At 60.0% G+C, this 25,069-nt stretch carries 24 protein-coding genes and 1 tRNA gene; 11 read left to right on the top strand and 14 right to left on the bottom strand.

Annotated elements, in window-relative coordinates:
* Positions 1-31: 31 nt before the first annotated feature.
* On the bottom strand, positions 32-928 hold the full coding sequence (locus HS961_RS12765; protein ID WP_182322502.1) for a DNA ligase: 897 nt from the start codon (positions 926-928) through the stop codon (positions 32-34).
* Positions 929-1,055: 127 nt separating this feature from the next.
* A complete protein-coding gene (gene msbA, locus HS961_RS12770; protein WP_182328254.1) occupies positions 1,056-2,786 on the bottom strand; it encodes a lipid A export permease/ATP-binding protein MsbA in 1,731 nt (576 codons plus the stop codon).
* A 211-nt stretch (positions 2,787-2,997) separates the two neighbouring features.
* Here msbA and tolB point away from each other — a divergent pair, with 211 nt between their 5' ends.
* The 5 genes from tolB to HS961_RS12795 all read left to right on the top strand — a co-directional run bounded on the left by tolB (position 2,998) and on the right by HS961_RS12795 (position 6,628).
* The gene (gene tolB, locus HS961_RS12775; RefSeq protein WP_182322504.1) at positions 2,998-4,311 is read left to right on the top strand and encodes a Tol-Pal system beta propeller repeat protein TolB; all 1,314 of its coding nucleotides are present in this window, start codon (positions 2,998-3,000) and stop codon (positions 4,309-4,311) included.
* A gap of 58 nt (positions 4,312-4,369) precedes the next feature.
* Complete coding sequence (pal, locus tag HS961_RS12780) at positions 4,370-4,906, top strand: peptidoglycan-associated lipoprotein Pal (protein WP_182322506.1); 537 nt, start codon at positions 4,370-4,372, stop codon at positions 4,904-4,906.
* Between the two features lie 8 nt (positions 4,907-4,914).
* Positions 4,915-5,676, top strand: coding sequence for a tol-pal system protein YbgF (gene ybgF, locus HS961_RS12785; protein ID WP_182322508.1), 762 nt, complete (start codon positions 4,915-4,917; stop codon positions 5,674-5,676).
* 1 nt (position 5,677) lies between these two features.
* The gene (locus HS961_RS12790; RefSeq protein WP_182322510.1) at positions 5,678-6,478 is read left to right on the top strand and encodes a tRNA threonylcarbamoyladenosine dehydratase; all 801 of its coding nucleotides are present in this window, start codon (positions 5,678-5,680) and stop codon (positions 6,476-6,478) included.
* Between the two features lie 74 nt (positions 6,479-6,552).
* Positions 6,553-6,628 (top strand) — tRNA-Lys (locus HS961_RS12795).
* Between the two features lie 643 nt (positions 6,629-7,271).
* Here HS961_RS12795 and HS961_RS12800 read toward each other — a convergent pair.
* Both HS961_RS12800 and HS961_RS12805 read right to left on the bottom strand, forming a co-directional pair.
* Entirely contained in the window at positions 7,272-7,598 is a 327-nt protein-coding gene (locus HS961_RS12800; protein WP_182322511.1) for a helix-hairpin-helix domain-containing protein, read from the bottom strand.
* Between the two features lie 773 nt (positions 7,599-8,371).
* Positions 8,372-8,590 carry a hypothetical protein gene (locus HS961_RS12805; RefSeq protein WP_182322513.1) on the bottom strand — a complete coding sequence of 73 codons (219 nt, stop codon included), beginning with the start codon at positions 8,588-8,590 and terminating at the stop codon, positions 8,372-8,374.
* Positions 8,591-8,992: 402 nt separating this feature from the next.
* Here HS961_RS12805 and HS961_RS12810 point away from each other — a divergent pair, with 402 nt between their 5' ends.
* Positions 8,993-9,202, top strand: a complete 210-nt coding sequence (locus HS961_RS12810; protein ID WP_238347590.1) for a hypothetical protein — start codon at positions 8,993-8,995, stop codon at positions 9,200-9,202.
* Between the two features lie 242 nt (positions 9,203-9,444).
* Here HS961_RS12810 and HS961_RS12815 read toward each other — a convergent pair whose 3' ends face one another.
* Positions 9,445-9,654 (bottom strand): hypothetical protein, encoded by a 210-nt coding sequence (locus HS961_RS12815; protein WP_182322515.1) that lies wholly within the window; start codon positions 9,652-9,654, stop codon positions 9,445-9,447.
* Between the two features lie 718 nt (positions 9,655-10,372).
* Here HS961_RS12815 and HS961_RS12820 point away from each other — a divergent pair.
* From HS961_RS12820 to HS961_RS12840, 5 genes are all read left to right on the top strand, one after another.
* Positions 10,373-11,497 carry a branched-chain amino acid ABC transporter substrate-binding protein gene (locus HS961_RS12820; protein ID WP_182322517.1) on the top strand — a complete coding sequence of 375 codons (1,125 nt, stop codon included), beginning with the start codon at positions 10,373-10,375 and terminating at the stop codon, positions 11,495-11,497.
* An 89-nt stretch (positions 11,498-11,586) separates the two neighbouring features.
* Positions 11,587-12,510: a high-affinity branched-chain amino acid ABC transporter permease LivH gene (gene livH, locus HS961_RS12825; protein ID WP_182322519.1), complete on the top strand. Its 924-nt coding sequence runs from the start codon at positions 11,587-11,589 to the stop codon at positions 12,508-12,510.
* Positions 12,510-13,739, top strand: a complete 1,230-nt coding sequence (gene livM / locus HS961_RS12830) for a high-affinity branched-chain amino acid ABC transporter permease LivM (protein WP_412101595.1) — start codon at positions 12,510-12,512, stop codon at positions 13,737-13,739. Before livH ends, livM begins: the two co-directional genes overlap by 1 nt.
* Before the next feature lie 37 nt (positions 13,740-13,776).
* Positions 13,777-14,544, top strand: coding sequence for a high-affinity branched-chain amino acid ABC transporter ATP-binding protein LivG (gene livG, locus HS961_RS12835; protein ID WP_182322521.1), 768 nt, complete (start codon positions 13,777-13,779; stop codon positions 14,542-14,544).
* An 8-nt stretch (positions 14,545-14,552) separates the two neighbouring features.
* Complete coding sequence (locus HS961_RS12840; protein ID WP_182328257.1) at positions 14,553-15,254, top strand: ABC transporter ATP-binding protein; 702 nt, start codon at positions 14,553-14,555, stop codon at positions 15,252-15,254.
* Positions 15,255-15,337: 83 nt separating this feature from the next.
* Here the strand turns inward: HS961_RS12840 and HS961_RS12845 are convergent, their stop codons facing one another.
* From HS961_RS12845 to HS961_RS12885, 9 genes are all read right to left on the bottom strand, one after another.
* A complete protein-coding gene (locus HS961_RS12845; RefSeq protein ID WP_182322523.1) occupies positions 15,338-16,204 on the bottom strand; it encodes a TIGR00730 family Rossman fold protein in 867 nt (288 codons plus the stop codon).
* 144 nt (positions 16,205-16,348) lie between these two features.
* Positions 16,349-16,732: a fluoride efflux transporter CrcB gene (gene crcB, locus HS961_RS12850; RefSeq protein WP_182322525.1), complete on the bottom strand. Its 384-nt coding sequence runs from the start codon at positions 16,730-16,732 to the stop codon at positions 16,349-16,351.
* 69 nt (positions 16,733-16,801) lie between these two features.
* Positions 16,802-18,622, bottom strand: coding sequence for a peptidase M14 (locus tag HS961_RS12855; RefSeq protein ID WP_182322527.1), 1,821 nt, complete (start codon positions 18,620-18,622; stop codon positions 16,802-16,804).
* Between the two features lie 134 nt (positions 18,623-18,756).
* A complete protein-coding gene (locus tag HS961_RS12860) occupies positions 18,757-19,134 on the bottom strand; it encodes a monovalent cation/H(+) antiporter subunit G (protein WP_182322529.1) in 378 nt (125 codons plus the stop codon).
* Complete coding sequence (locus HS961_RS12865; RefSeq protein WP_182322531.1) at positions 19,131-19,409, bottom strand: K+/H+ antiporter subunit F; 279 nt, start codon at positions 19,407-19,409, stop codon at positions 19,131-19,133. The genes HS961_RS12860 and HS961_RS12865 overlap by 4 nt, the downstream gene beginning before the upstream one ends.
* The gene (locus HS961_RS12870) at positions 19,406-19,894 is read right to left on the bottom strand and encodes a Na+/H+ antiporter subunit E (RefSeq protein ID WP_182322532.1); all 489 of its coding nucleotides are present in this window, start codon (positions 19,892-19,894) and stop codon (positions 19,406-19,408) included. The genes HS961_RS12865 and HS961_RS12870 overlap by 4 nt, the downstream gene beginning before the upstream one ends.
* A complete protein-coding gene (locus tag HS961_RS12875) occupies positions 19,891-21,657 on the bottom strand; it encodes a monovalent cation/H+ antiporter subunit D (protein WP_182322534.1) in 1,767 nt (588 codons plus the stop codon). The genes HS961_RS12870 and HS961_RS12875 overlap by 4 nt, the downstream gene beginning before the upstream one ends.
* On the bottom strand, positions 21,657-22,022 hold the full coding sequence (locus HS961_RS12880; protein ID WP_021028259.1) for a Na+/H+ antiporter subunit C: 366 nt from the start codon (positions 22,020-22,022) through the stop codon (positions 21,657-21,659). Before HS961_RS12880 ends, HS961_RS12875 begins: the two co-directional genes overlap by 1 nt.
* Before the next feature lie 12 nt (positions 22,023-22,034).
* Positions 22,035-24,959, bottom strand: coding sequence for a monovalent cation/H+ antiporter subunit A (locus HS961_RS12885; RefSeq protein WP_182322536.1), 2,925 nt, complete (start codon positions 24,957-24,959; stop codon positions 22,035-22,037).
* Between the last annotated feature and the right edge of the window lie 110 nt (positions 24,960-25,069).

The following is a 25,069-nucleotide window of genomic DNA, read 5'->3' on the forward strand; positions in this document are numbered from 1 at the left end:
TTGCGCTGTTTTTTTTACGTCTGGCCGGCGCTCAGGGTTCCATCGACTGATGGTTGGCGCCGTCAGGTGGCATCCCTTCTTCACGCACGCGCCAGAACGTCGCAAAGCGGGGTTTTCCGCTGTCGTGCAGGCCGCTGTACCGGTAGGTCACCCAGCTGCCGATGGCCGGAGGATGGCGCCGCTGTTTGTCGCTCAAACCGCTGCCAAGTTTGAAGGTGATCCCATCCGCGGTGCGCACCAGCAACGCGCCGGTGAGCCCCAGGTATTTGCCGTGCCCGGGCGCATAGCCGACGACCTGGGCTTCCGCATCTTCATAGGGCTTGAGCTTGAGCACAGCATCGCCGCGGCCGCTGCGGTACAAGGCACTGGCTTTGTGCAGCATCAGGCCCTCGCCGCCTTCGCGCACGACGCGCTCCATCTGCGCCATCAGGCGGGTTTCGTCGGTCTCGATCCATTGCGGTGCGGCCTGCACCCAGGGCTGCTGTACGGCGGCTACAAACTGCGTCATAGCCTGCATGCGCTGCGTAAAACTGCCCGGCGCCGCCGTTGCATCAAACACCATAAAGCGCAGGTCTTTCCACTCTGCATCGGTCGGTATAGCCTTGCGGGTGATGGATTGGGCGCGTGCAAACTGGCCGCGCCCGGCCCAAAGCTCCCCCTCCATCGGCGTGGTGGGCCAGCCCGCCGTGTACCAAGGCGGCGCGGCGATGGGGGTGCCCTGGCGTGTCCAGAGCGCTTGGCCATCCCAGTAGCCGCGAACACCATCGTATTTCTCGCTCACCCAGTACCGCTGCAGATCGAGCCCGCCCGGGTATTTTTGGGCAAGCCACAAGGCCGGCTTGGTGCTGGCCTGGGCCAGTGCCGCGAAGCAGCAGAGCAGGGCGGCCAGCCATAGCTGGCGCCACCATGGACGGGAATAAATACGCATGCAGCCCCCTCAGAATGCGGCCGAAATGGCCGTCTATCTGCATGCTAGCTTTGATAGTCATAGACTGCCAACCGCCACTGTGGTGCAGTGAGGTAAGCAGATGTTGGTAGGGGGCTAAGGCTGGTAGTTAATGAGGCCGCGATTGCAGACGTGCATACAGCCCGCCCAGCTCCATCAGCTGCTGGTGCGTACCTTGCTCGGCCACCTGGCCCCGCTCCATCACGATGACGCGGTCCGCGTGCTCGATGGTAGAGAGGCGGTGGGCAATGACCAAGGTAGTGCGGCCTTTCATCAGGCGCGAGAGAGCCTCTTGCACCAAACGCTCGGATTCGGTGTCGAGTGCCGAGGTGGCTTCATCCAGGATCAGGATCGGCGCGTTTTTGTACAGTGCCCGGGCAATCGCCAAGCGCTGGCGTTGGCCACCAGACATTTGATTGGCATTGTGGCCCACGATGCTGTGGATGCCCTGGGGCTGGCGCTCGACAAAATCCTGCAGGTTGGCGGCAGCCAGGCATTCGAGCAGGCGCGGTTCGTCGACTTCCTGGCCCAGTGCCACATTGGCGGCAATGCTGTCATTGAACATCACCACATCCTGGCTCACCATGGCGAACTGGTTGCGCAGGCTGTGCAGGTCCCAATCCGGCAAGGCCACGCCATCAATGCTGATCTGGCCTTCGCTAGGCTCCACAAAGCGTGGCAGCAGGTTGACCAGGGTGGTCTTGCCCGCGCCTGATGGGCCGACCAGGGCGACGACTTCACCGGGGTGGATCATCAGACTCAGGTGGCGCAGTGCAGGGGCTTTGTCATCGCCAAAGGCCACGCTGACATCCTGCAGCGCGATGGCGCCGCGTGCTTGATCCACCTTGTAGCCGCCGCCTTGCTCAGGCGGGATTTCTTCCAGCAGGCCCAGGCCGCGCTCCAATGCGGCAACGCCCCGGGTCAGCGGGTTGGCCACGTCGGCCAAGCGGCGGATGGGTGCGATCAGCATCAGCATCGCAGAGATAAAGGCCACAAAGCCGCCGACGGTCACATCCTTGGCATTGATGCCAGTGGTACGGCTCTGCCAGAGCGCAATGCAAATCACAGCAGACAGCGCAACCGCTGCGAGGAGCTGGGTCAGCGGCGTCATGGCTGCGGAGGCAATGGTGGCCTTGATGGCCAGCTGGCGCAGCTTGCGGCTGAGAATCTGGAAGCGACCAGACTGGCTGGCCTGGGCGGCATGGATGCGCACCATGCGGTGTGCGAGCACATTTTCTTCGACCACATAGGCCAGCTCATCGGTGGCTTGCTGGCTGGCCTTGGTGATGTGATAAAGCCGTTTGGAGAGCTTTTTCATGATCCAGGACACGCTGGGTAGCAGCACGGCGACGATCAGCGTCAGCTGCCAGTTGAGGTAGAGCAGGTACATCAACAGCGCGATGACCGTAAAGCCATCGCGCGAGAGCATCAGCAGGGCTTGCACGATGAGGGTGGAGCCGTTTTGCACTTCGTACACCACCGTGTTGGACAGTGCGCTGGCCGACTGCTTGGTGAAGAGCCCCAGGTGCGCATCAAGCACGCGGCCAAACAGGTTCTCGCGCAGGCGCATCATGCCGTCGTTGGCGATGCGGGCCAGCGCGTACTGGTTGATGAACTGCGCCAGGCCACGAATAAAAAATACCCCCACGATGGTGACTGGCACTGCCCAGAGTGGAAGGGTCCCGCCGGTAAAGCCTTGGTCGAGCAGGGGCTTGAGCAAGGCGGGGATGGCCGGCTCCGTGCTTGCTACGACGATGGTGGCAAGGATGGCGAGCACCCAGGTCCAGCGTTGGTAGCCAAAGTAGGGCGCCAGGCGCGACAGGCGTGCGCGCAGTGGCATCTGCGCAACGCTGCCAGCCGGTTTGTTGCCTTCGGCGCTGCCTGATGCCTCAGATGCACGCGAAGAAGATGGTTTTTCAGTTGTGGACATGTGGAGGTGATTCTAAAATGCACGGCTGTCGACGTTGGACGATAATAAAGAATTTGTGGGGTGTGTAACATCCTGCAGCCTTCAAGGCTTGTCATGCATAGCGCATTTATGATGGTCGGTAATGACTAAAACACGCTTCCCATCTCTCATCACGGAGGCGGCCAAGCCGCTTATCCATCGTCGTCACGTTTTGGGAGCTGCTCTCGCGGCTCCTGCAGTTCCCGCCCTGGCGCAGTTCCGGGTCGAGATCACAGGCGTTGGCATCAAGCAATTTCCCATCGCCTTACCCCAGTTTCGTGGTGAAGACGGTTCGCCCCAAAAAATCTCGGCCATCGTGCAGGCCGACCTGGTGCGCAGCGGACGCTTCAAATCCATCGATGCATCGGGGGAGCAACTCGACGAAAGCTCCCGTCCTGATGTCGCCAAATGGACGGCCAATGGCGCTGAGTATCTGTCGGTCGGCAGTGTCACCCGGGGCGCCAACGGTTTTGATGTGCGCTTCCGCTTGTGGGATGCGGTCAAGGGTGCAGACCTTGGTGGCCAGAGCTACAACGTGCCTCAAGCCGATCTGCGCTTGGTGGCGCACAAAATCTCCGACTACATCTACGAAAAAGTCACTGGCGAAAAGGGCGTGTTCTCGACCCGCATCGCCTATGTGACCAAGGCCGGTCCCCGCTATACGCTGTGGGTAGCGGATTCGGATGGTGAGAACGCGCAATCGGCGCTGGCCAGCCCAGAGCCCATCATCTCGCCCACCTGGTCACCCGCCGGCACGCAATTGGCGTATGTGTCCTTTGAGTCACGCAAGCCCGTGGTCTATGTGCATGAGGTCTCGTCGGGCCGCCGCCGCCTAATTGCCAACTTCCGCGGCTCCAACAGCGCGCCCGCCTGGTCGCCCGATGGCAGCACCTTGGCTGTCACCTTGAGCCGCGATGGCGGCTCTCAGCTCTATACCATCCCCTCGGGCGGTGGTGAACCCCGCCGCTTGATGCAGAGCAGTGGTATCGATACCGAGCCGACCTACTCTAAAGACGGCCGCTACATTTACTTTGTCAGCGACCGTGGCGGTGCACCGCAGATCTACCGCGTGGGTGCCCAAGGCGGCGGTGCTGAGCGGGTCACGTTCAGCGGGTCCTACAACATTTCTCCTTCCATCAGTCCTGATGGCAAGACACTTGCTTACATCACCCGTGCCGGTGGTGGATATAAATTGCAGGTCATGGATCTGGCTTCCAGCAATGTGGAGTCGATCACCAGCACCACGAGTGATGAAAGCCCCAGTTTTGCTCCGAACAGCCGACTCATCGTCTACGCAACCCGCGAAGGCGGTCGTGAAGCACTCATGACCACGACGCTGGATGGCAAGATCAAGGCACGACTGGCTGGGCAGAGCGGAGACATACGGGAGCCCGATTGGGGCCCATACCAGCCCTAAGATTGGTTTTTGGTAGTTAATTATTTTTATACGAGAAAATCGTTTCGGAGAGTTTTACATGTTGTCATTTAAGAAAGCTTCGCTGGCCCTGGTGGCTGCTGCCGTGTTGGCTGGTTGCAGCTCTGCACCTCCTCTGGATAACGCACCTGTCGAAGACAAGGGTGCTGCCACCGCCAATAACGGCGCTGGCGCCGGTGGTGTTGGCCAAAGCACCGTTCCCGGTGTAGACCTGAACAACAGCGCTGCCAATGGCCAAGGCCCGGTTGGCGTTGCACGCATTGTGTACTTTGACTTCGACAGCTACTCTGTCAAGGCCGATGCACAATCGATGCTGGACGCACACGCACGTTTCCTGAAGGCCAACCCTTCGCGCAAGGTCATGCTGGAAGGCAATACCGACAACCGCGGTGGCCGCGAGTACAACCTGGCCCTGGGCCAAAAGCGTGCAGAAGCCGTGCGCCGCTCGCTGAATGTGCTGGGCGTGAGCGACAGCCAACTCGAAGCCGTGTCCTTCGGCAAGGAAAAGCTGGCTGCAGAAGGTAACTCGGACGATGCGCACGCACAAAACCGCCGCGTTGAACTGAACTACCGTTAATAGGCTCCATGAACCTCACTCGCAGTACTCCCCGTTGGATTGCACTGGCCGCACTGCTGGCCTGTGCAAGCACCTCTCAAGCCGCTTTGTTTGAAGATGGCGATGCGCGTCGCGCCATCATTGAGCTGCGTCAGCGTGTCGACCAGCTGACCCAGGGAAACAACCAAAACGGTGAGGACACCTCGCAAGTGCGTCGCAGCCTGCTGGATTTTCAATCGCAGATTGAATCCATGCGTGGCGAGATGAACAAGTTGCGCGGTGAAAACGAGACTCTGCGACGTGAGGTTGCTGATCTGAAGCGCGGCCAGACCGATCTGGCCAAGGGCGTTGAAGCCCGACTTCAGCAGTTTGAGCCCGTGTCCGTCACCGTTGATGGGCAAGAGATCAAGGCAGATCCTGCTGAAAAGCGCGACTTTGAAGCGGCACTGGCGGTATTCCGTACCGGCAAGTTTGCCGATGCCGCCGGCGTATTCAGCAGCTTTATCCAACGCTATCCCAAGAGTGGCTATGTGCCATCGGCACGCTTTTGGCTGGGCAACGCGTACTACGCCACCCGCGATTACAAGCCCGCCATCGATAATTTCAAGCTGATCCTGGCCCAGGCGCCCGAACACATGCGTGCGCCCGATTCGGCCTTGTCCATCGCCAATTGCCAGATTGAGCTGAAGGATACCAAGGCAGCCCGCAAGACCTTGGAAGACCTGATCAGCGCTTACCCGCAAAGCGATGCGGCGGCTGCCGCCAAAGAGCGTCTCTCCAAATTGAAGTGATATGAGTGCACCGTCCCCATCGGCGCCCGATCAGCAGGACGCTGAAGCGGACGTTGACAATCAGCGACGCTTTGGAGGCCTGGACCGTTTGTTTGGCGTGGCGCCCGCTGCGCGAATGCGCGCCAGCAGTGTTGCGGTCATTGGCATTGGAGGCGTCGGCTCATGGACAGCAGAGGCGCTCGCCCGCAGTGGCGTTGCCCGCCTGCGCCTGATCGACTTGGACAATGTGGCCGAGTCCAACATCAACCGCCAGATCCACGCACTGACCGACACGATTGGCATGGCCAAGGTCGATGCGATGCGTGACCGTATCCGTCAGATCAATCCCCATTGTGAAGTCGAGCTGGTAGAGGACTTCCTCACCGCCGAGAACTGCGCTGCTCTGCTTGAAGGCGTGGACGGTTTTGTGGATGCCTGCGACCAGGTGCGTGCCAAGGCTGCAATGGCCAACTGGGGGCGGCGCAACCAGCGGCCTTTTGTCTGCATCGGTGCAGCGGGTGGCAAGCGCCTGGCCTGGAAGGTAGAGCAGGCAGACTTGTCGCAGACCACCCACGATCCCTTGCTGGCCCAAGTGCGCTATCGGCTGCGCAAAGAATACGGTGCGCCCAAAGACGGCAAGAAGATGCAGGTGGCCTGTATCTACAGCCAAGAGGCCGTTGCCGGCCCCGATCCTTCTTGCGCGGTCGATGGTGATGGCTCGCTGAACTGCCATGGCTATGGCTCGTCGGTGGCGGTCACGGCGACCTTTGGGATGTGTGCTGCCAGCTGGATTTTGGAAAAATTGGCGCATTCCCCAAAATGACAAAAAACCTACGCTATAATCTAAGTCTGTTGTGAGCAAGACCTCTTCTTAGGAATTTGTCAAGCAAACGCGGCGGGTCTTTAGCTCAGTCGGTAGAGCAGCGGACTTTTAATCCGTTGGTCGCGAGTTCGAATCTCGCAGGACCCACCAAGAGATAAGTATGAAAATCAAGCCCTTGCGCGAATAGCGCAGGGGCTTTTTTCTTGCCTGTGTTACCAAGGTTAGGCTCCTTTTCGCGAATCATAAGCGGCTGATTTTTTCCTTCGGGAGGGTGAAGGCCATTGCTGCCAGCTTTGTCCAATGCCTGATCCGCAAATGCCTTGATTCCCGATGCCGAAGATAAGGTCCAACATTGGTGCGGGCCTTCGAATGTTAGGAATAGCGGAGGCAAAAAAAAGCCACCGGCTGGGATGGCTTAAATGCCCGTAGGGTAACGGGCGGGAGGGATCTGGCTGACGATGGACTTTCTAAGCAATGCCCAAGTCTTGCGATGATCCTATCCAAGAGCCTTGCGTGGAATTTGTCTCTGATGTGAAGCTATATGTAACTTTTCGCAACTCTGCGAATCAGCGCGCTGGGCTGCACCACAGGCTGGTGTATAGGGACGCTGTACATCTTGCTCGAAACGAGAAAGCGCCCTGATCAGGGCGCTTTGGTTGGCAGCTTGAGGCTTAATGCTGGCATCGGCTGTTAAATTGGATGCGATTCTGAGCCTCACAGCGAGGGTTGGCTGAACTCAAGCCTATCCCGGATTCTTGAGGCCCGGCTAAGGCTGTGGCCGAGCGCAGCAGGTCTACTTAAGATCGTGCCGTCTCAGTGCATTCTGGGTGCGTCTGAAGAAGGGCAACGCTTTCGTTGGTTGGTCCAGATCAGCTTGTGGCGCCATGTACTGCTCCTGGGCAGGCGCATAGCGCTTTCCCGGAAACAGGCTTTCCTCGATTTTTCTAAAGGTTCTGGGGCCGACGCTGGGCATTTGCAGAAGCTTCTCCGGATAGCTCTCTGCGGCCTGCTCGATGGTGGTAATGCCATTCCTGGCGAGTACCCTCCACAAATGAGGAGGAAGTACCCCCTTCAGAGTACTGGCCGCATGGAACGATGGGTGTGCAGTGCTGGTATTCATCTCTAGCCATCCAACAAAGTGGTACTGAAACTCGGCCGCCTCTGCGCTTTTTGGGCGAAAGGCTGTCGAGTGACAAGCATAAAGATTCCCCGTAACAATAGGTATCACTGAAATTAGTGAATCTGCGATGGTTGATGCAAGCTGCACAGGTGCAGATGGATCTATGTGGGTATGGAGTTCGCTGGTCCATACGCTGATGGCAGAGGGCGGAGCACAAGGGGTTTTTTGATGCAACAACCGGAGCGATGATGCTGATCCCCTTTGGCCAGCATCTCGGCGTTCAGGGGAGCTGAAATTGAAGTCGCCTCGACAGCTTGAGCGCCGCCTGTGTTTATGTCGCTATGCCAGGGCCAAAAAAGTGGCCACCCGAAGGTGGCCAGAGGCGCTGTAAAAAGCCGTTCCTGATAGCTCAGGCATGTTCATGCAAATATAGAGAGGGAGGGAGGATGGTGCATGAACCCGGCAAAATCGTTAGATATATTCTATAGACTGATATAAATCGATTTTGCAAGGGTATTCCCTATATTTGCAAAAAAAAAGCCTGCCACCACCGGGACGGCCTGAGCTTCGGAGTTGGGGCAGTTTTCGCATTGTCCGTTGCTGCGATCCTGTGCCGAAATGCGTGACTGCAGATTGAAAGCGATCACAACTGCGTATGGCAGTGGACTTTCAATGCCACATTGTTTGGCCTCTACTGCCCTGGCGCACAGGAGCGGGCAGGGATCACACCCGCCGCATGGCAGAGGGCTTCAATACCGGTGTGGCTAAAACGCTTAGCTCAACAGCAAGCTCCCTGCATCCATGGCAGGTGGCCGTAAAAGATCGTCATTGACACCCATGGCCAGGCTTGCGCGCTCGATCGCTTGCCAGAGGTTGGCGGGCATACGCAAGATGTCTTCGGGAGAATCGGACCGGTCGATCCAGGCACTGATTTCCACATGTTGTGCGTGGGTGAGCAGGTCCAGGCTGAGCATCTCGTCGATGGTTTTCATAGGGGCAAGCGGTTGGGGTGGTGAGCTGACAGGAGGCATTCACCAGCGGCCATTAGAAGGGAATCTCAGTGAAAGACGGGGAGGGGGCGTGGGCGGTTCCCAGCCCAGTTGCAAGCGTCAAAGAGCGCTGGGAGCGGGTCGCTTATCGCCATGTGCTTGCATGTGTGGGCTCTGGCAGCGCTGCGCATTAGTGACCATCGAATCCTCCTCGTGCTATGGCCCACTGTAACCGGTTCCTGAAGGTACTCATGCACATTTGTTGTCGTGCAACACAGCCGTTTGCTGCGAGGCTGGCTCGCGAAGCGGATGACTCGGCTGGATCGGCGAGGGCAGTTTTGACGCAGACCGTATGTACGGAACATTTCACCCGACAATAACGGCTGTAGACAACAAGGAAAAGTCGTGAACCCTTCCCCTGAACATGCCGAGATGATTGCCAGCTACCAAAAGCTGGTTGCCGAAGTCAACAAGAAAACGGCCTTGGTACGCGTCGCATCGCTCAAAGGACCGCAGGCGATGCGTGCAGCGGCGGAGACTGCCGCCAAAGCCGAGCGCCGGCGCGATGTATTGGCATCAAAGCTGGCTGCACTCGGTGTAGTGCTTGGTGAGTGATCGAGCGCTTTTAAAGCCCGCCACTGAAAGTCAGCCGGTGAGGCCACGCACCCCGAGATGAACGCCCGCCGTGCCTGCTAGGGATGCTCTGCAAAACCCTCGCCAAGCGGGATGGACGCGGATCGGGATGAGCCGCAAGGCGTCTTTTGCAGTCAATAGCTGTAGCTATTGACAAGGAAGACAACGCAGCGGATCGCCCGAGACCGTTTTCAGACCACGGCAGGGAGTTTTGCAGAGGGTTCCTAGGCGGGTGAGCAGAATGCCCGGTTGGGATAGAGAATGTCCGTGAGCACATGCTGGCCACGGGTCTGAAGCAGGTAGGTGCCGGGGCCGCCATCGGCAATGGCCTGCTCCAGCAGTTGCAGAAATTGCTGGCGATGGTAGGCGTCATCGGGCAGCCATGCAGAAGCAGATACGGCGTTGTCTGCGCCGTCGCTCTGGGAATTGATCAACCTAATCTCTTTCATGTTGAACAATTCTCCATTCATGATTGACATTGTGCAAGTTGTTTTTGCTTGAGTTAGCAATGGTTAAAGAATCTGCGAATGAGAAAATTCATATCTATGTAAACACGAGCCTCAAAATAACGCTATATAGATCAAGTTATTGGTGCATGCGAAGGCCTTGGCTTGGCGGACTGCTGTAGTCATGTCTTCAGTCAGTGACTCAATCGGATGTAACAAAAATCTTGAAAATTCGCAGTCGATCCTGTGTCCAGTCCGACAGTGATGGCTATAGGCAGCCACGTGACTTCAGGCGCGGCCTGGTATTTTTCGCGCACAATGCTGCCTCTTGCAGCGGAGGTGCAGGGCCGTTGAATTTTGTGTCTGTCGATGGTTGGATGACGCACGTAGCGGGCTTATGCGGACGCCAACGATCGGCAGGGCCGTCAATTTGCTGCAGGTAGATGATTCAGGATGTTTGTTGTCCAGAATGTATGGGTATTGGATTTTCTGGTGTTTTGCACATATTTGGTGCAAAAATCCCTACCAATGCCCTGCATAGGTGCAAAACTCGCTATTTACTAGCACATAAGTGACATATTTGGCAATCCTTGGCATCCCTCTTGCGAGAGTTTATTAGACCTATATGCTGTCTCCGCATCGCATCTGATAGTTGCTGTATTGGCAATGTCTGCGATCCATAGCTTGATTAAAAAAGGATTCCGATATGAAGGTACCGTTTCGCCTCAACTCGATGGTGGTTGCATTTGGTCTGGCCGGCAGCATGCTGGCTGGCGCAGCCCAGGCTCAAAATATCAAGATTGGCGTGGTTATTCCTGCGACGGGTCCGCTGACCCAGTACGGTGACATGGTCAAGGAGGGCGTGGATACGGCGCTGGAGCAGATCAATGCCGCAGGGGGCGTGAATGGCAACAAGCTCGAAGCGGTGATCGTTGACGATGCCTGCGAGCCCAAGCAAGGCCCAGTGGCCGCCAACCGCGTGGTCAACGCCAAGATCCATTACGTAGTTGGTCCCGTGTGCTCGGGCGCGGCCATCGCTGCAGCGCCGATCTACAACAACGAAGGTGTGGTGGTCGTGACCCCATCGGCCACCTCGCCAGCGCTGACCGAAGGCAAGAACTTCACTTCCATCTTCCGCACCATTGGCCGTGACGACCAGCAAGGTCCTTTCGCTGCCAAGTTCATTTCCCAGAACGTCAAGCCCAAGAAGGTTGCCGTGCTGCATGACAAGCAATCCTACGGCCAAGGCATTGCCACGGCGGTGCGTGACACGCTCAAGGCAGACGGCGTGAACGTCGCGTTGTTTGAAGGTATCAATGCCGGTGACAGCGATTACTCGGCCGTGATCACCAAGCTCAAGAGCGCAGGCGTGGACTTTGTCTACTACGGCGGCTACCACCCAGAAATGGGTCTGCTGCTGCGCCAGTCGGCCGAGCAAGGCCTGAAGGTCCGCATCATGGGCCCAGAAGGTGTGGGCAATCCTGAGATCAATGCGATCGCCGGCCCGGCTGTTGAAGGCATGCTGGTGACCTTGCCAGCAGACTTCGCGTCCAACCCCAAGAACGCCGCCATCGTGAAGGCGTTCAAGGACAAGAAGCGCGATCCTTCCGGCTCGTTCCAAATGGGTTCCTACACCGCTGTGCAAGTCATTGCGGACTCGATCAAGGCCGTGGGCAATGATGGCGCCAAGGTGGCCAAGCACCTGCACACAGCTACTTTTGACACCCCACTGGGCAAGCTCGCCTGGGATGCCAAGGGTGACCTGAAGTCCTACGACTTCCAGGTGTTCAGCTGGCACAAGGACGGCAGCAAGTCGGCTGCAACCAAGTAAGTGTTTGGCAAAAGCATGGCTCTACCACATAGAGCCATGCTTTTTTATTTTGGCTGCCACAAGCGCCAATGGAATTGGGTTGGTACGGTATGAACGATTTTTTGCCCCAATTCATACAGCAGTTGTTCAATGGCTTGTCACTGGGTGCGATCTACGCGCTGGTGGCCATTGGCTACACGATGGTGTATGGAATTATCGGAATGATTAATTTCGCCCACGGCGAGATTTATATGATTGCGGCCTATATCGGCCTGGTGACCTTGTCAGCCATCGGCACACAAAGCGGGCTGCCGGTTTTTGTGGTGATTGGTGCGATGCTGCTGGTGGCCGTGGTGCTGACCGGCGTTTACGGCTATGTCGTTGAGCAAGTGGCCTACAAGCCCTTGCGCAGCAGCCCACGCCTGGTGGCGCTGATCTCGGCCATCGGTATGTCCATCTTTTTGCAGAACTGGGTGGCCCTGGGGCAGGGCGCGCGCGATATGGCGGTGCCGTCGCTGTTGCCTGGTGCATTCAACTTCCACATGGGTGATTTCGAGGTGTTTGTGCCTTACACCCGTGTCTTGATCATTGTGGTCGCAGTGGTATTGATGGCTGCGCTGACGCTCTACATCCGCCACTCGCGCATGGGCCGCGCGTCGCGCGCCTGCTCGCAGGATATGCAGATGGCCAACCTGCTGGGCATCGATACCAACAAAGTAGTGTCGTTCACCTTCATTCTGGGTGCCGTGCTGGCTGCCGTGGGTGGGGTGCTGATTGCGCTGGCGATTGGCAAGCTCAACCCCTACATCGGCTTTGTCGCCGGCATCAAGGCCTTCACGGCGGCCGTGCTGGGCGGTATCGGCAGCATTCCGGGCGCCATGCTGGGAGGCGTGTTGCTGGGCGTGGCAGAGACCATGGCCGCCGCCTATATCTCCTCGGAGTACAAAGACATCGTCGCCTTTGGCCTGCTGGTGCTGATCTTGCTCTTCCGCCCCACGGGCCTCTTGGGCAAGCCTGAAGTGGAGAAGGTCTGATGATGAAAGCGAACCTCAAAAACGCCATCATCTCGGCGGTGCTGGCAGCCTTGGTGGTGGTGCCCATCTTTGGTCTGCACCTGGAGCGCAAGGGCGGCCAGAACTACATTGAGCCGCACTGGAACCTGGTGATCTGGGGCTTTGTGATTGTGCTGGTGCTGCAGCTCATCAAACCAATGCTGGGCAAGCACATGGCGCGTGTGCAGGCACCGCGCCTGCCCGCGGTGAGCGCGCGCATGCGCATGACCCTGATGTGGCTGGTGATTGTGGCAGCTATTGCTTGGCCGTTTTTCAGCGGCCGCAATGCAGTCGACATCGCCACGTTGGCCTTGATCTATGTGATGCTGGGCCTGGGGCTGAACATTGTTGTGGGCTTTGCCGGTCTGCTGGACCTGGGCTTTGTCGGCTTTTATGCCGTGGGTGCCTACACCTATGCCTTGCTGTTCCACTGGGCCGGTTGGTCGTTCTGGGAGGCGCTGCCACTGTCCGGCGCTGCCGCTGCCTTGTTCGGCTTCTTGCTGGGCTTTCCGGTGTTGCGCCTGCGCGGCGATTACCTGGCCATCGTGACCTTGGGCTTTGGCGAAATCATCCGCCTGCTGCTGGTCAACCTGGTGGATTTCACCGGTGGTCCTGACGGCATCTCCAGCATTCCCAAGCCCACCCTGTTCGGATTTGAGCTGACGCGTACGGCGTCCCAAGAAGGCGCACAGACCTTGCAGCAGTTCCTGGGCATGGAGTTCAACACCATGCACATGGTGGTCTTCCTCTACCTGCTGGCGCTGGGCCTGGCGCTGTTCACCTTGTGGATCAGCAACCGCCTCATTCGCATGCCGATTGGCCGTGCCTGGGAAGCCTTGCGCGAAGACGAGGTGGCCTGCAAGTCGCTGGGCATGAACCCCACCAAGATCAAGCTCTCGGCCTTCACCTTGGGCGCCATGTTCGCTGGCTTTGGCGGTGCATTTTTTGCGGCACGCCAGGGCATTGTCAGCCCCGAATCCTTCAGCTTCATCGAGTCCGCCCTGATCCTGGCCATCGTGGTGCTGGGTGGCATGGGCTCGCAAATCGGGGTGGTGGTCGCTGCGATCCTGATCACGGTGCTGCCGGAGCTGGCGCGCGAGTTCTCGGAATACCGCATGCTGATTTTCGGCCTGGTGATGATCTTGATGATGGTGTGGCGTCCACAGGGTCTGTTCCCAATGAAGCGCTACCACGAAGAGTTGAAGCAATGACCGTAAACACGGAAAACGCAAACAGGGAGAAGTGTTTATGAGTCAAAGCATATTGAAGGTGGAAGGCCTGTGCATGCGCTTTGGCGGCTTGCTGGCCGTCGACCAGGTCGCGCTCGATGTCAAGCCGCAAGAGGTGTTTGCCATCATCGGCCCCAATGGCGCGGGCAAGACCACGGTGTTCAATTGCATCAGCGGCTTCTACAAGCCCACGTCCGGCACAGTGTCGCTGGATGGGCAATCGATTGCCGGGCTGGCCAGCCACCAGGTCGCCAACCACGGCGTGGTGCGCACCTTCCAGAACGTGCGCCTGTTCAAGGGCATGACGGTGCTGGAAAACCTGTTGGTGGCACAGCACCAGCAGACCAAGCGCAACTTGCTGTCGGGCCTGTTCAAGACCAAGGCCTACCGCCAGGCGGAGGAACAAGCCCAGGAGCGGGCCGTTCATTGGCTCGATGTCATGGGGCTGCGCGCCTTCAGCAACCGCGAGGCGGGCAACCTGGCCTATGGCCACCAGCGCCGGCTGGAGATCGCGCGCTGCATGATCACCAAGCCCAAGCTGCTGATGCTTGACGAGCCCGCTGCTGGCCTCAACCCGCAAGAGAAGGTGGAGCTGCAGCACCTCATCGACCGCTTGCGCCGGGAGTACGGCGTGACCGTGCTGCTGATCGAGCACGACATGAGTCTGGTGATGGGGGTGTCCGAGCGCATCCTGGTGATGGAGTATGGCAAGCCGATTGCACTGGGTGTGCCGGAGGTCATTCGCAATGACGAACGCGTGATCAAGGCGTACCTGGGAGAGTCCTGATGCAGCCGATGTTGGAAATCAAGAATATCAGCACGCATTACGGTGCGATTTGTGCGGTCAACGATGTGAGCCTGCATGTCAACCACGGAGAGATCGTCTCGCTGATCGGCAGCAATGGCGCTGGCAAGACCACCTTGCTGATGAGCGTCTGCGGCAACCCCTGCGCGACCACGGGTTCGATCAAGTTCGAGGGCGAAGAGCTGGTAGGCCAATCCTCGCACCTGATCATGCGCAAAGGCATCTCCATCTCGCCCGAAGGTCGGCGGGTCTTCAAGGACCTGACGGTCATGGAGAACCTGCAGATGGGTGCGTTCTTTTTGAACAAGCAGGAGATTGCGCAGGGCATTGACTATGTCTACGGCCTCTTTCCCCGCCTCAAGGAGCGTGCCGATCAACGTGCCGGCACCATGTCGGGCGGCGAGCAGCAGATGCTGGCCATTGGCCGGGCGCTGATGAGCAAGCCGCGCCTGCTGCTGCTCGATGAGCCTACCTTGGGCCTGGCGCCGCTGATCATTGCGCAGATCTTCGAGATCATCAAAGCCGTGCGTGAGCAAGGCGTGACCGTGTTCCTGGTGGAGCAAAACGCCAACCAGGCGCTGCAAATTGCCGACCGCGGCTATGTGCTGGAGACCGGCAAGGTCACGTTGGAAGACACGGGCGTCAACCTGCTGCGCAACCAAGACATCCGCAAGGCCTACTTGGGCGGTTGATCCGCGCAACGGCCGAGCGGGGCACACAAGGCAAAGCCGCTCCCAGTAGGGAGCGGCTTTTTCGTGGGCGCTGTGTCAGGCCGTCAGGCGGGCTGGTAATAGGCCTGGATAAGGCGGCAGGCCTCGTGCACATCATCGGTGATGTTGAACAGCTTGACGTTCTCGGGCGAGATGGTGCCGTACTCGATCATCACGTCGAAATTGAGCATGCGCGTCCAGTAATCAACGCCAAACAGCACGATCGGCACGCTCTTGGCCTTGTGGGTCTGTACCAAGGTAAGCACTTCAAAAAGCTCATCCATGGTGCCAAAGCCGCCCGGGAACACCACCAAGGCCTTGGCGCGCATCATCAGGTGCATCTTGCGCAGCGCAAAGTAGTGGAACTTGAAGCACAGCTCGGGGGTGATGTAGCGGTTGCCCGATTGCTCGTGCGGCAAGGTGATGTTCATGCCGACATTGGGTGCATGCTCTTCGGAAGCCCCGCGGTTGGCGGCCTCCATGATGCCGGGGCCGCCGCCGGTGCAGATGTAGAGGCGGTCTTCGAGTTTCTGGGTTTCGCTGAACTTGGCGACCAGGCGCGCAAAACGGCGGGCTGCATCGTAGTAGCGGCTGGTGGCCACTGCGCGCTGCGCCACCGCAATGGCTTGGGCATCACCTTGGGCAGTGGCGGCCGCCAGCAGCTGCGCCGCTTCATCCGGGGCCACAAAGCGTGCGCTGCCAAACACCACCACGGTGTTGTTGATGCCCTGAGCCGTCAGCTCCAGATCGGGTTTGAGCATCTCCAGCTGGAAACGGATGGAGCGGGTTTCGCGGCGGCTCAAAAACTCGGGATCGGCAAAGGCGAGGCGGTAGGAATCGCGCTTGGCGGCTTGCTCTGCCGGCATTTCGTTACCGAACAGGTTCCAGTCATGCGCCATGACTTGTTCGTCGAGTTGGGTGTTGGCGTCCATGGTCTTCTCCAGCTTTCTCAATGCCGGTGCCCAGCAGGCAGCAGCGTTCACAAAAAACACGAGCAGCGCAAGCGGGGCCTGCGCTGCTACTGAATATAGAGCGATTTGGGCACGCTGCTGGTGCAATACTTCAAAAAATAGGTATCAGCGTGGGGCCCAGAGTGCCTGGCCGGTCGCCAGTCCCAAGGCGGTGAGTGCCAGCGAGCCCAGCAGGTGCAGACTGCATTGCAGCAGTGCCAAGCCATAGCGCTGAGCCTGCAGCATGGATACCGTTTCCGCCGAGAAGCTGGAGAACGTGGTGAGCGCCCCCAGAAAGCCGGTGATCAGCACCAGACGCCAGACCGGGTCTATGCCGGGCGAGTTCTGGAACAGAGCCACCAGCAACCCAATGGCGTAGCCGCCCACCAGGTTGGCCGCCAAGGTGCCCCAGGGCAGCAGCGCATGCGGCTGGTTGAGCCAGCGACCCAATTGCCAACGTGCCAGAGCGCCCAGGCAGGCGCCAATCGATATGCCAATAACATTCCACATGGCAGGCAGCTTAGCAGGGAGTGGCTGTTTGCGTGAAGAACCGAGCTCAGCCCTGGGAGGCATTCCTGCTCAGCGCGTTTGCACAATGTCCTGCCAGGCGGCATAGGCGGCCAGCACGGCGGCGCGCTGCACGGTATGGGCAAACACCAGTGCATCGCCCACCACCGTCTGGTCGGGGAACTCGGTGATCAGGCTCACGGGAGTGAGCCCGTCGTTATCGACCTGCATGGTGCAGGGCGTGCCATGCCGCAGCGCAAACGGCTGGCGACCGGAGTGGCTTTGGTACAGCGCCAATTGGCGGCGGTTGTACTCTGGCAAGCCCTCAACCCGCAGCAAGGCCAGCGCCACTTGCTCGGCAAGCGCTTCTGCCTGGGGCTGCCAGTCTTCGTGGTAGCGCAGTATCAGAAAAAAACCTTTAGGAATGGTCCACAGGTCAAAGCCTTGCGGCACATAGCCCGACAAGGGACGCGTCCATTCATGCGCCGGGTAGCCATGCAGGCTCAGGTGCAACTGCGCAGCACTGGCGGCAACCGCATCTCGCCGCACGGCGCCCTCCCACCAGGGCGCATGGTCGCGGTAGGCCAGGTCATCGCCCAATGCGGTGTAGCGCGTAGCATGGTGCATCTGCTCAGGGGCGTAGCGGCAATACCACTGGTGCAGGTCATAACCGTCCGGGTTTTCAATGGGGATGTAGGCGAAGTGGCTGTCTGCCTGCTGGGCCAGTGCCAGCGCGCCGCGCAAGGCCCCGGTGACGCCCGATATCTCATTGGCATGCTGGCCGCCGCTCAGCACGACGGGGTGCTGGCTGCCTTTTTTATAGGTCGCGGCAATGCTGCGGCCCTGCACGCTTTGGCTGCTGCAGGCGATTCCGTAGGCGTCGAAGAGCGGCTGGACCAGCGCGTGCATCTGGTCCAGGCTCGGTGCACGCTGCAACTGCGCGGCATTGGTATCTGCATCGGCGATGTTGTTGGGGCTGAATGCGGCCGGTGGCAGGCGGTCATGTCCCTCCGGCAGCGGCTCGGACAGCGGCAGGGCACGGATCTGCAGATCGATGACCTGCAGCTCCAGAGGCTGGGATTGCGCAGCCATGCGAATGTCCGGCACGATCTGGCCGGGCTGCAGGCGGCGGTCACCGGCTGCGCGGCCGGACAGCTTTTGGAAGTGCTCCAGCAGCGAGAAGTACAGATCCTCGTGCATGGCCTCTGGCGTGCTCATGGTCTCGCCAGTGGCGGCAATCGCCTGCTCAAAACCCGGCAGTTGCATGGCAATGTGCAGGCGGCCAAAAAACGGCTCAGTCTGCGGCCAGGCATGCTGCGCAATAGCCTGCATGGCCTGGGCATAGGCTGCTTCATAGTCGCTGAGCAAGGCGGCATCGTGCACGAGTTCCCCCTCGTCATTGTGCGCCTGCTGCCAGCCGCAGGGGGTGATGCCGCTACCGCCATGTGCGGACTGGAAGGCCCGGTTGGGTGCGAACACGCGCAGCTTGTGGCTGCGCCCATCCTGGTAGTGCAGTTGAAGATCGTAGGTGCTGTTGTGCTGGCCGGCCTGCATTTGCAGCGCTGCACCGGGCGGCAGCATGGCGGCCAGCGGGTAGGCTTCCAGCATGAAGCGGTTGGGCGCGGCATCCGCATGCAGCGGGTAGTGCAGATGCAGGCTTTGCAGACCGGCGGTGTCCAGGTCCTCCAGCACCGCATGCACCAGGGGTTTGTAAGCGCTGTGAATGCGGGCGCGGACGCCCAGCTGGGCCAGTTGCTGCTCGGCGGCCCGCCGCGCGGCGAGGCCCTCAAAACACCAGAGCTGCCACAGCAGATCGGGCTGCGGTTGGGCAAGGCGCTCCGCGACCCAGTGGGTGAGCGTGCGGTCTATGGTGCTGGAGAGCAGAAGCGTCATGGCGAGGCCTGGGGTGAGGATGCGTGTGATCCAGCAGCATAGAACAAGCCTGCTGTTCTTGCTGTCACCCGGCCCTTATTCCCGCATGCGACTGATCCGTGGGACTCGGTTAGCCGTCTATCGCCATCCTGGGTTCAGGCGTCGTTGGCATCAGGGCTGGCAGAAACGATGCGGCTCAGGCTGGGCGGCACATCCTTGCCCATGCGACGGTCGCGGAACAGCGCAGCGCGCATCAAAAAGATGTTCGTGATGGGCACGGCCACCGACAACAGCACAGCAATCAGCAAAGTGTGAAAGCTGGGCTTGTGCGACTGCAGGCTGAAAAAGAGCACCGAGCTCCAGACAATCAGCCAGCAGCCGGCGCAGGCAATGATCGATGGGGTATGCACGCGCTCGTAGTAGCTGGGCAGGCGAAACAGGCTGAGCGCACCAATCAAGGTGACCAAGGTGCCAGCCAGCACCAGCACCGATACGACGATCTGCACCCAGATCGGCAGGTTGATTTCCGTCATTCGATCACCTCCCCGCGCAGCAGGAACTTGGCCATGGCCGTCGAGCTGACAAAGCCGAACAGCGCGATGAGCAGCGCGGCCTCAAAGTAATTGACCGATGCATAGTGGATGCCCAGCACTAGCATGGCGAGCATGCCGATCAGGTACATGCAGTCCAGTGCCAGCACGCGGTCCTGGGCCTGCGGCCCTTTGAGCAGGCGGATCATCGCAAACAACATGGCCAGCAGCAAAATGAAAAGGGCTGCCGGCATGGTCCAGGCAAGAATGATGTTCATTCGAAAATCTCCATGAGGGGCCGTTCATAGAAGGCCTTGATGTGGTCGATGACGCCCTGGGGGTCATCCGCCTCCAGCACATGCAACAGCAGGATGGATCTGTCGCGCGATATCTCGGCCCAGGCGGTGCCCGGGGTGATACAGACGATCATCGCGAGCACGGCCAAGCCGTTGGGATCCCGCAGCTGCAAGGGAACATGCACAAAGCCGGCGGGTTTCTTGCGGCTGCCCGGCATCAGCAGCAGGCGCAGCACCGCAGCATTGGATTGCACCGAATCAGCCGCAACCCGCAGGCCCAGGCGAAGGATGGTGCCGGGCTTTTTGATGCTGACCGAGCGCGGACGCAGGCCTTGGGTGAGCATGGGAATCAGCCATCCCAGCAGCACGCCGAGGATGATCTGCCCGGGGCTGGCACTGCGGTTGAGCAGCAGCCACACCAGGCACAGGAGCACGGAAAGCAGGGGCGCAGGGAAAAGCCGCTTCATGGCGTGCTACCTCCGTCGTTGGGTGCATCCAGCGCAGGCGCGGACTCGGGCAGGGTGGCAGGTACCTCGGCTGCGCCCGCAGGCTTGGATGTGGGGGAGGGCTTGGGATCGGTCTCCAGCACGGCGCGGATGTAGTTGCCTGGCGAATGGAGGTTGTCGGCTGCACGCTGGGTGTAGCGCATCACGCTGGCGCCATGGGTCACCATCAGAATGCAGCACCCCAGCAAGACGGCCAGAGGCAGGCCCTCGATCACCTTGAGCTCCGGTGTGCCGCGGCTGATGCTGGACCAGAACTCGCGAATGCCGATGCGCACCAGCGCCATCAAGGCCATCAAGCCCGTAGAAATCAGCACGGCCATGAACAACCAACCCAGCCACCCCATCTGGGTGCCTGCCGAAGAGCCCAGGCCCAAAGGGTTGAGCAGCGCCGACAGCATCGCAAATTTACCGATGAACCCGGATAGCGGAGGCAGCCCGGAGATCACCAAGGTGCAGAGCATGAACGATAGCCCCAGGAATGCCATGGCCGCCGGAATGGCCCGGCCAATCAGCACTTCCTCGTCCTCGTCCAGGTTCAAGCCGTCGCGCGGCAGCAGCTCTGCGGTCAAAAACGGCGCCTCCTCATCTTCAAAGCGTACATTGGCGCCGTCCGTCGTTCGCCATCGCTCGATCAAATCGGTGATGAGGAACAGCGCCGCCACCGCCAAGGTGGAACTGGGCATGTAGTACAGCAAGGCGCTGGTCATCAGGTTCTGGCCAAAGCCGGCAGCGGCCAGCAAGGTGCCCGCAGACAGGATGGCCGCATAGCCAGCGACATAGCCCAGGCGCTGCGTGCCCAGGATGGAGACGGCTGCATAGAGCATGGTGGCCAGTCCGCCAAGGATCAGCCAGGCGCTGCCAAAATGGGCCGACGGCCCGGCCTCGCTGCTGAACATCAGGGTCCACAAGCGCACAATCGTGTAGATGCCGACCTTGGTCATCAGCGCGAATATGGCGCCGACCGGGGCCGTGGCCGAGCCATAGGCCGGCACCAGCCAGAAGTTGAGCGGCCAGACCGCCGCCTTGATCAGGAAGGCGGTTGCCAAAATGCCGGCCGCAGTATGCAGCAAGCCCCGGTCAGCGCTGCTGACGCTGGGGATGATGCGCGCCAGGTCAGCCATGTTCAAGGTGCCGGTGATGCCGTAGAGCATCGACACGCCAATCAGGAACAGCGACGACGCCGCCAGGTTGATGGCGATGTAGTGCAGGCCATGCTGCACCCGTGATTTGCCCGAGCCGTGCAGCAGCAAACCATAGGATGCCGCCAGCATGATCTCGAAGAACACAAACAGGTTGAACAGATCGCCAGTCAGGAAGGCGCCCGCCAAGCCCATCATCTGGAACTGGAACAGCGGATGGAAGTGCACACCCGCGCGGTGCCAGCGGGAGCCCGAGTACACGACGGCACACAAGGCCACCACACTGGTGGTCAGCAGCATCAAGGCCGAGAGCCGGTCGAGCACCAGCACAATGCCAAATGGCGCGGCCCAGTTACCCGACAGGTAGACACTCATCGAGGTGGCCATGCCATCCTGGTTGCTCCACTTGACCAGGGCCATGGCGACGACCAGGCCGATCAGGCAGGAGCTGATGTTCATCAGCAGTTTGGTGCGTTGGTACTTCTCGCCCAAGGTCAGCATCAAGGCTGCCGTCAGCATGGGCAGCAAAATCGGTGCCAGCAGCAGGTGCGGCATCAGGCGCTCAGTCAGCGTCATCAACGACATCAAGGCGCCTCCTGCACATCGTTGGAGAGCGAGCCGTCCACGTGGTCAGTGCCGGTCATGCCGCGCGAGGCGAGCAGCACCACCAGGAAGAGCGCGGTCATCGCAAATCCGATCACGATGGCCGTCAGCACCAGGGCCTGCGGCATGGGGTCGGCATAGTGCATCAGATCGGTGGGCACGCCCGGTTGCAATATGGGTTCACGGTCGATGGCCAGGCCCACACGGCCCATGCTGAAGATAAACAAATTGACCGCATACGACAGCAGGAGCAAACCCATGATGATCTGAAAAGTCCGTGGGCGCAGCAGCAGCCAGACGCCGGAGCCGGTCAATACGCCAATGGCAATGGCCAGTACGATTTCCATTTGGTATTGTCCTTAGGGTTGAGAAGCGGAGTCGCTGCGTTCGCCTTGCTGGCGCTCGTGGAAGCGGAATCCCCGGACGGATTGGTGGGCAATACTGGTGAGCATCAGCATGGTCGAACCGACGACCAGCGAGAACACCCCAATGTCAAAGAACAGCGCGCTGGCGATGTGGATCTCTCCGACCAGCGGCAAGCTGAAGTGGGCGGTGTGGCTGGTCAGGAAGGGGTAGCCAAAATACCAACTGCCCACGCCGGTACCCAGCGCAAACAGCAGGCCGGCCGCAATCCAGCGGCGCGGGTAGATCGGCAGATGCGATTCCACCCAGTGCGTGCCCGAAATGATGTACTGCAGCAGTAGGCCAATGGCCAGGGTCAGGCCCGCGACAAAGCCACCACCAGGCTCGTTGTGGCCGCGCATGAACAGATACATGGCCACGATGGCGGCAAACGGCAACAGCAGCCGCACCAGCACGGCGGGGACCATCAGATAGCCCACAGCGGTATCGGTGGCGCTGCGCGGATTGAGCAGGTCGGTCTGCAAGTCAGCCGGCAAAAAGCGCTGCTGCTCGGGCACATCCATGGCCTCGGGTGCGGGGCGGAAGCGGCGCAGCAGCGCATACACCGTGAGCGCCACAATGCCGAGCACCACAATCTCGCCAAAGGTATCAAAGCCCCGGAAATCCACCAGCATGACGTTGACGACATTGGTGCCGCCGCCCTCCGTCTGGGCGCGCTCCAGGAAGAAGGTGGAGGTGCTTTCGGGGAAGGGGCGGCTCATCATTGCAAACGACAGCCAGGCCATGCCGCCACCGGCGAGCAGGGCAATCGCGAGGTCACGCCAGCGGCGCAACGTGACCAGCGCACCTTGCTGGGACACCTTTTTCAGCTTCTTGTCGCGCTTGGGCAGCCAACGCAGGCCCAGCAGCAGCAGCACGGTGGTGACGACCTCCACCACCAGCTGGGTCAAGGCCAGATCGGGGGCGGAGAACCAGAGGAAGGTCATGCAGGTGGCCAGACCTGCACCGCCCAAGGTCACCAAGGCGGCCAGGCGGTGGTATTTAACGAGGAAGGCTGCAGCCAGCGAGCAGCTGATACCGATCAGCCACAGAATGCCAAAGGCCGGCGACAGCGGTTGCAGACCCCGGTTGCCCAGCTCCAAACCGTGGATTAGCAAGGGCAGGGTAGCGGTCAGCAACGCCGCTAGCACCAGCCACAGCGCTTGCCACTGCCAACGGCGCGTGCCCAGCCAGCGCCGCATATGGCGCGCGCCATTGGTGATGATGGCCATCACCGCCTGGAACACCCATTGGCCATTCAGGCGCCCGACCAGAGGGGCATCGTCGAGGTACTGCTTTGTCCGTAACAACCGCAGCAGCAGATAGAGCAGAATGCCGGCCAGCATGGCGATGATGCTCATCACCAGCGGCGCATTGATGCCGTGCCACAGCGCCAGGCTGAACTCTGGCAAGCTGCCGCCCACGACGGGCGACGCGGCTGCATCCAGGTACTGGCCGACCGCCCAGGCCGGGAAAATGCCCACCAGCAGGCAGATCAGCACCAACAGCTCGACGGGCACCCGCATCCAGTGCGGTGGCTCATGGGGCTCGTGGGGCAGGTCAGTGGCAGGCGGTCCAAAGAACACATCGACGGTGAAGCGCAGCGAATAGGCGACGCTGAAGATGCCGGCCAAGGTGGCCGCGATCGGCAGGGCGGTGGTCAAAAACGGTGTGGTGTTGATGTACACCGTTTCGGCAAAGAACATTTCTTTGGACAGGAAGCCATTGAGCAAGGGCACCCCCGCCATGGCCGCGCTCGCCACCATGGCCAAGGTGCCGGTGATCGGCATCATCTTTTGCAGACCGGAGAGGCGGCGGATATCGCGGGTGCCCGATTCGTGGTCGACAATGCCGGCGGCCATGAACAGCGAGGCCTTGAAGGTCGCGTGGTTCATGATGTGGAAGACAGCGGCGACGGCAGCCAGCGGGCTGTTGAGGCCCAGCAGCAAGGTGATCAGACCCAGGTGCGACAGGGTGGAGTAAGCCAGCAGCGCCTTCATGTCGTGCTGGAACATGGCGATATAGCCGCCTAGCAGCAAGGTGATGGCACCTGCGCCGCCTACCAGCCAGAGCCATTCCTCGGTGCCACTGAGTGCAGGCCACAGCCGGGCCAGCAAGAAGACACCTGCTTTGACCATGGTGGCCGAATGCAGGTAGGCCGATACGGGGGTGGGTGCTGCCATCGCGCGCGGCAGCCAGAAATGGAAGGGAAACTGGGCGCTCTTGGTGAGCGCGCCCAGCAACACCAGCACAAGGGTAACGCGGTACAACTCATGGTTGCGGATCTGGTCCCCGGCAGCGAGCACGTTGTCAAGCTCATAGCTGCCGACAATGTGGCCCAACAGCAAGACACCCCCCAGCAGGCAAAGACCGCCCGTTCCGGTGACGGTCAGCGCCATGCGTGCGCCCATGCGGGCATCCTTGCGGTGGTGCCAGTAGCCAATCAGCAAGAAGGAGAACAGGCTGGTGAGTTCCCAGAAGAACACCAGCTGGATCAGGTTCCCCGACAGGACCACACCCATCATCGATCCCATGAAGGCCAGGAAGAACGAGAAGAAGCGCGGCACTGGATCGGCCTGCGACATGTAATAGCGCGCATACAGCACAACCAGACTGCCGATGCCCAGCACCAGGATGGAGAACATCCAGGCAAAGCCATCCATGCGGAAGTGCAGATCCAGTCCCAACTGACCCAGCCAGGCTACGTTGTGGTGCACCACGCCGTTGTTCTGGGTTTCGGGGAACAACATGGCGACTTGGACCACACAGAACACTGCTATGGCCCCTGCCAGCGTGGACTCTGTGTTACGCGCGTTGGCAGGCAGCAGCGCTGCAATAGCGCTGCCGATGAAGGGGAGGAGGATCAGGTATGAAAGTGCCATTTCTTTGTAAATTCTACAAGCTGGCCCGATCCCAGCTGCTACTAAAACCCGAGCAAGTTCAGGATATTGGTCATGGTTTATCGATAGTCAATACCCCATGTTAGTGACTG

This window comes from Comamonas piscis (assembly GCF_014109725.1).
In the GTDB taxonomy this organism is placed as follows: Bacteria; Pseudomonadota; Gammaproteobacteria; order Burkholderiales; family Burkholderiaceae_C; genus Comamonas; species Comamonas piscis.

What these genes read in the sequence shown, in the direction of transcription:
- HS961_RS12765 (WP_182322502.1), bottom strand. Translation starts at nt 928, where the DNA reads ATGCGTATTTATTCCCGTCCATGGTGGCGCCAGCTATGGCTGGCCGCC.
- msbA (WP_182328254.1), bottom strand. Translation starts at nt 2,786, where the DNA reads ATGCCACTGCGCGCACGCCTGTCGCGCCTGGCGCCCTACTTTGGCTAC.
- tolB (WP_182322504.1), top strand. Translation starts at nt 2,998, where the DNA reads ATGACTAAAACACGCTTCCCATCTCTCATCACGGAGGCGGCCAAGCCG.
- pal (WP_182322506.1), top strand. Translation starts at nt 4,370, where the DNA reads ATGTTGTCATTTAAGAAAGCTTCGCTGGCCCTGGTGGCTGCTGCCGTG.
- ybgF (WP_182322508.1), top strand. Translation starts at nt 4,915, where the DNA reads ATGAACCTCACTCGCAGTACTCCCCGTTGGATTGCACTGGCCGCACTG.
- HS961_RS12790 (WP_182322510.1), top strand. Translation starts at nt 5,678, where the DNA reads ATGAGTGCACCGTCCCCATCGGCGCCCGATCAGCAGGACGCTGAAGCG.
- HS961_RS12800 (WP_182322511.1), bottom strand. Translation starts at nt 7,598, where the DNA reads ATGAATACCAGCACTGCACACCCATCGTTCCATGCGGCCAGTACTCTG.
- HS961_RS12805 (WP_182322513.1), bottom strand. Translation starts at nt 8,590, where the DNA reads ATGAAAACCATCGACGAGATGCTCAGCCTGGACCTGCTCACCCACGCA.
- HS961_RS12820 (WP_182322517.1), top strand. Translation starts at nt 10,373, where the DNA reads ATGAAGGTACCGTTTCGCCTCAACTCGATGGTGGTTGCATTTGGTCTG.
- livH (WP_182322519.1), top strand. Translation starts at nt 11,587, where the DNA reads ATGAACGATTTTTTGCCCCAATTCATACAGCAGTTGTTCAATGGCTTG.
- livM (WP_412101595.1), top strand. Translation starts at nt 12,510, where the DNA reads ATGATGAAAGCGAACCTCAAAAACGCCATCATCTCGGCGGTGCTGGCA.
- livG (WP_182322521.1), top strand. Translation starts at nt 13,777, where the DNA reads ATGAGTCAAAGCATATTGAAGGTGGAAGGCCTGTGCATGCGCTTTGGC.
- HS961_RS12840 (WP_182328257.1), top strand. Translation starts at nt 14,553, where the DNA reads ATGTTGGAAATCAAGAATATCAGCACGCATTACGGTGCGATTTGTGCG.
- HS961_RS12845 (WP_182322523.1), bottom strand. Translation starts at nt 16,204, where the DNA reads ATGGACGCCAACACCCAACTCGACGAACAAGTCATGGCGCATGACTGG.
- crcB (WP_182322525.1), bottom strand. Translation starts at nt 16,732, where the DNA reads ATGTGGAATGTTATTGGCATATCGATTGGCGCCTGCCTGGGCGCTCTG.
- HS961_RS12855 (WP_182322527.1), bottom strand. Translation starts at nt 18,622, where the DNA reads ATGACGCTTCTGCTCTCCAGCACCATAGACCGCACGCTCACCCACTGG.
- HS961_RS12860 (WP_182322529.1), bottom strand. Translation starts at nt 19,134, where the DNA reads ATGACGGAAATCAACCTGCCGATCTGGGTGCAGATCGTCGTATCGGTG.
- HS961_RS12865 (WP_182322531.1), bottom strand. Translation starts at nt 19,409, where the DNA reads ATGAACATCATTCTTGCCTGGACCATGCCGGCAGCCCTTTTCATTTTG.
- HS961_RS12870 (WP_182322532.1), bottom strand. Translation starts at nt 19,894, where the DNA reads ATGAAGCGGCTTTTCCCTGCGCCCCTGCTTTCCGTGCTCCTGTGCCTG.
- HS961_RS12875 (WP_182322534.1), bottom strand. Translation starts at nt 21,657, where the DNA reads ATGTCGTTGATGACGCTGACTGAGCGCCTGATGCCGCACCTGCTGCTG.
- HS961_RS12880 (WP_021028259.1), bottom strand. Translation starts at nt 22,022, where the DNA reads ATGGAAATCGTACTGGCCATTGCCATTGGCGTATTGACCGGCTCCGGC.
- HS961_RS12885 (WP_182322536.1), bottom strand. Translation starts at nt 24,959, where the DNA reads ATGGCACTTTCATACCTGATCCTCCTCCCCTTCATCGGCAGCGCTATT.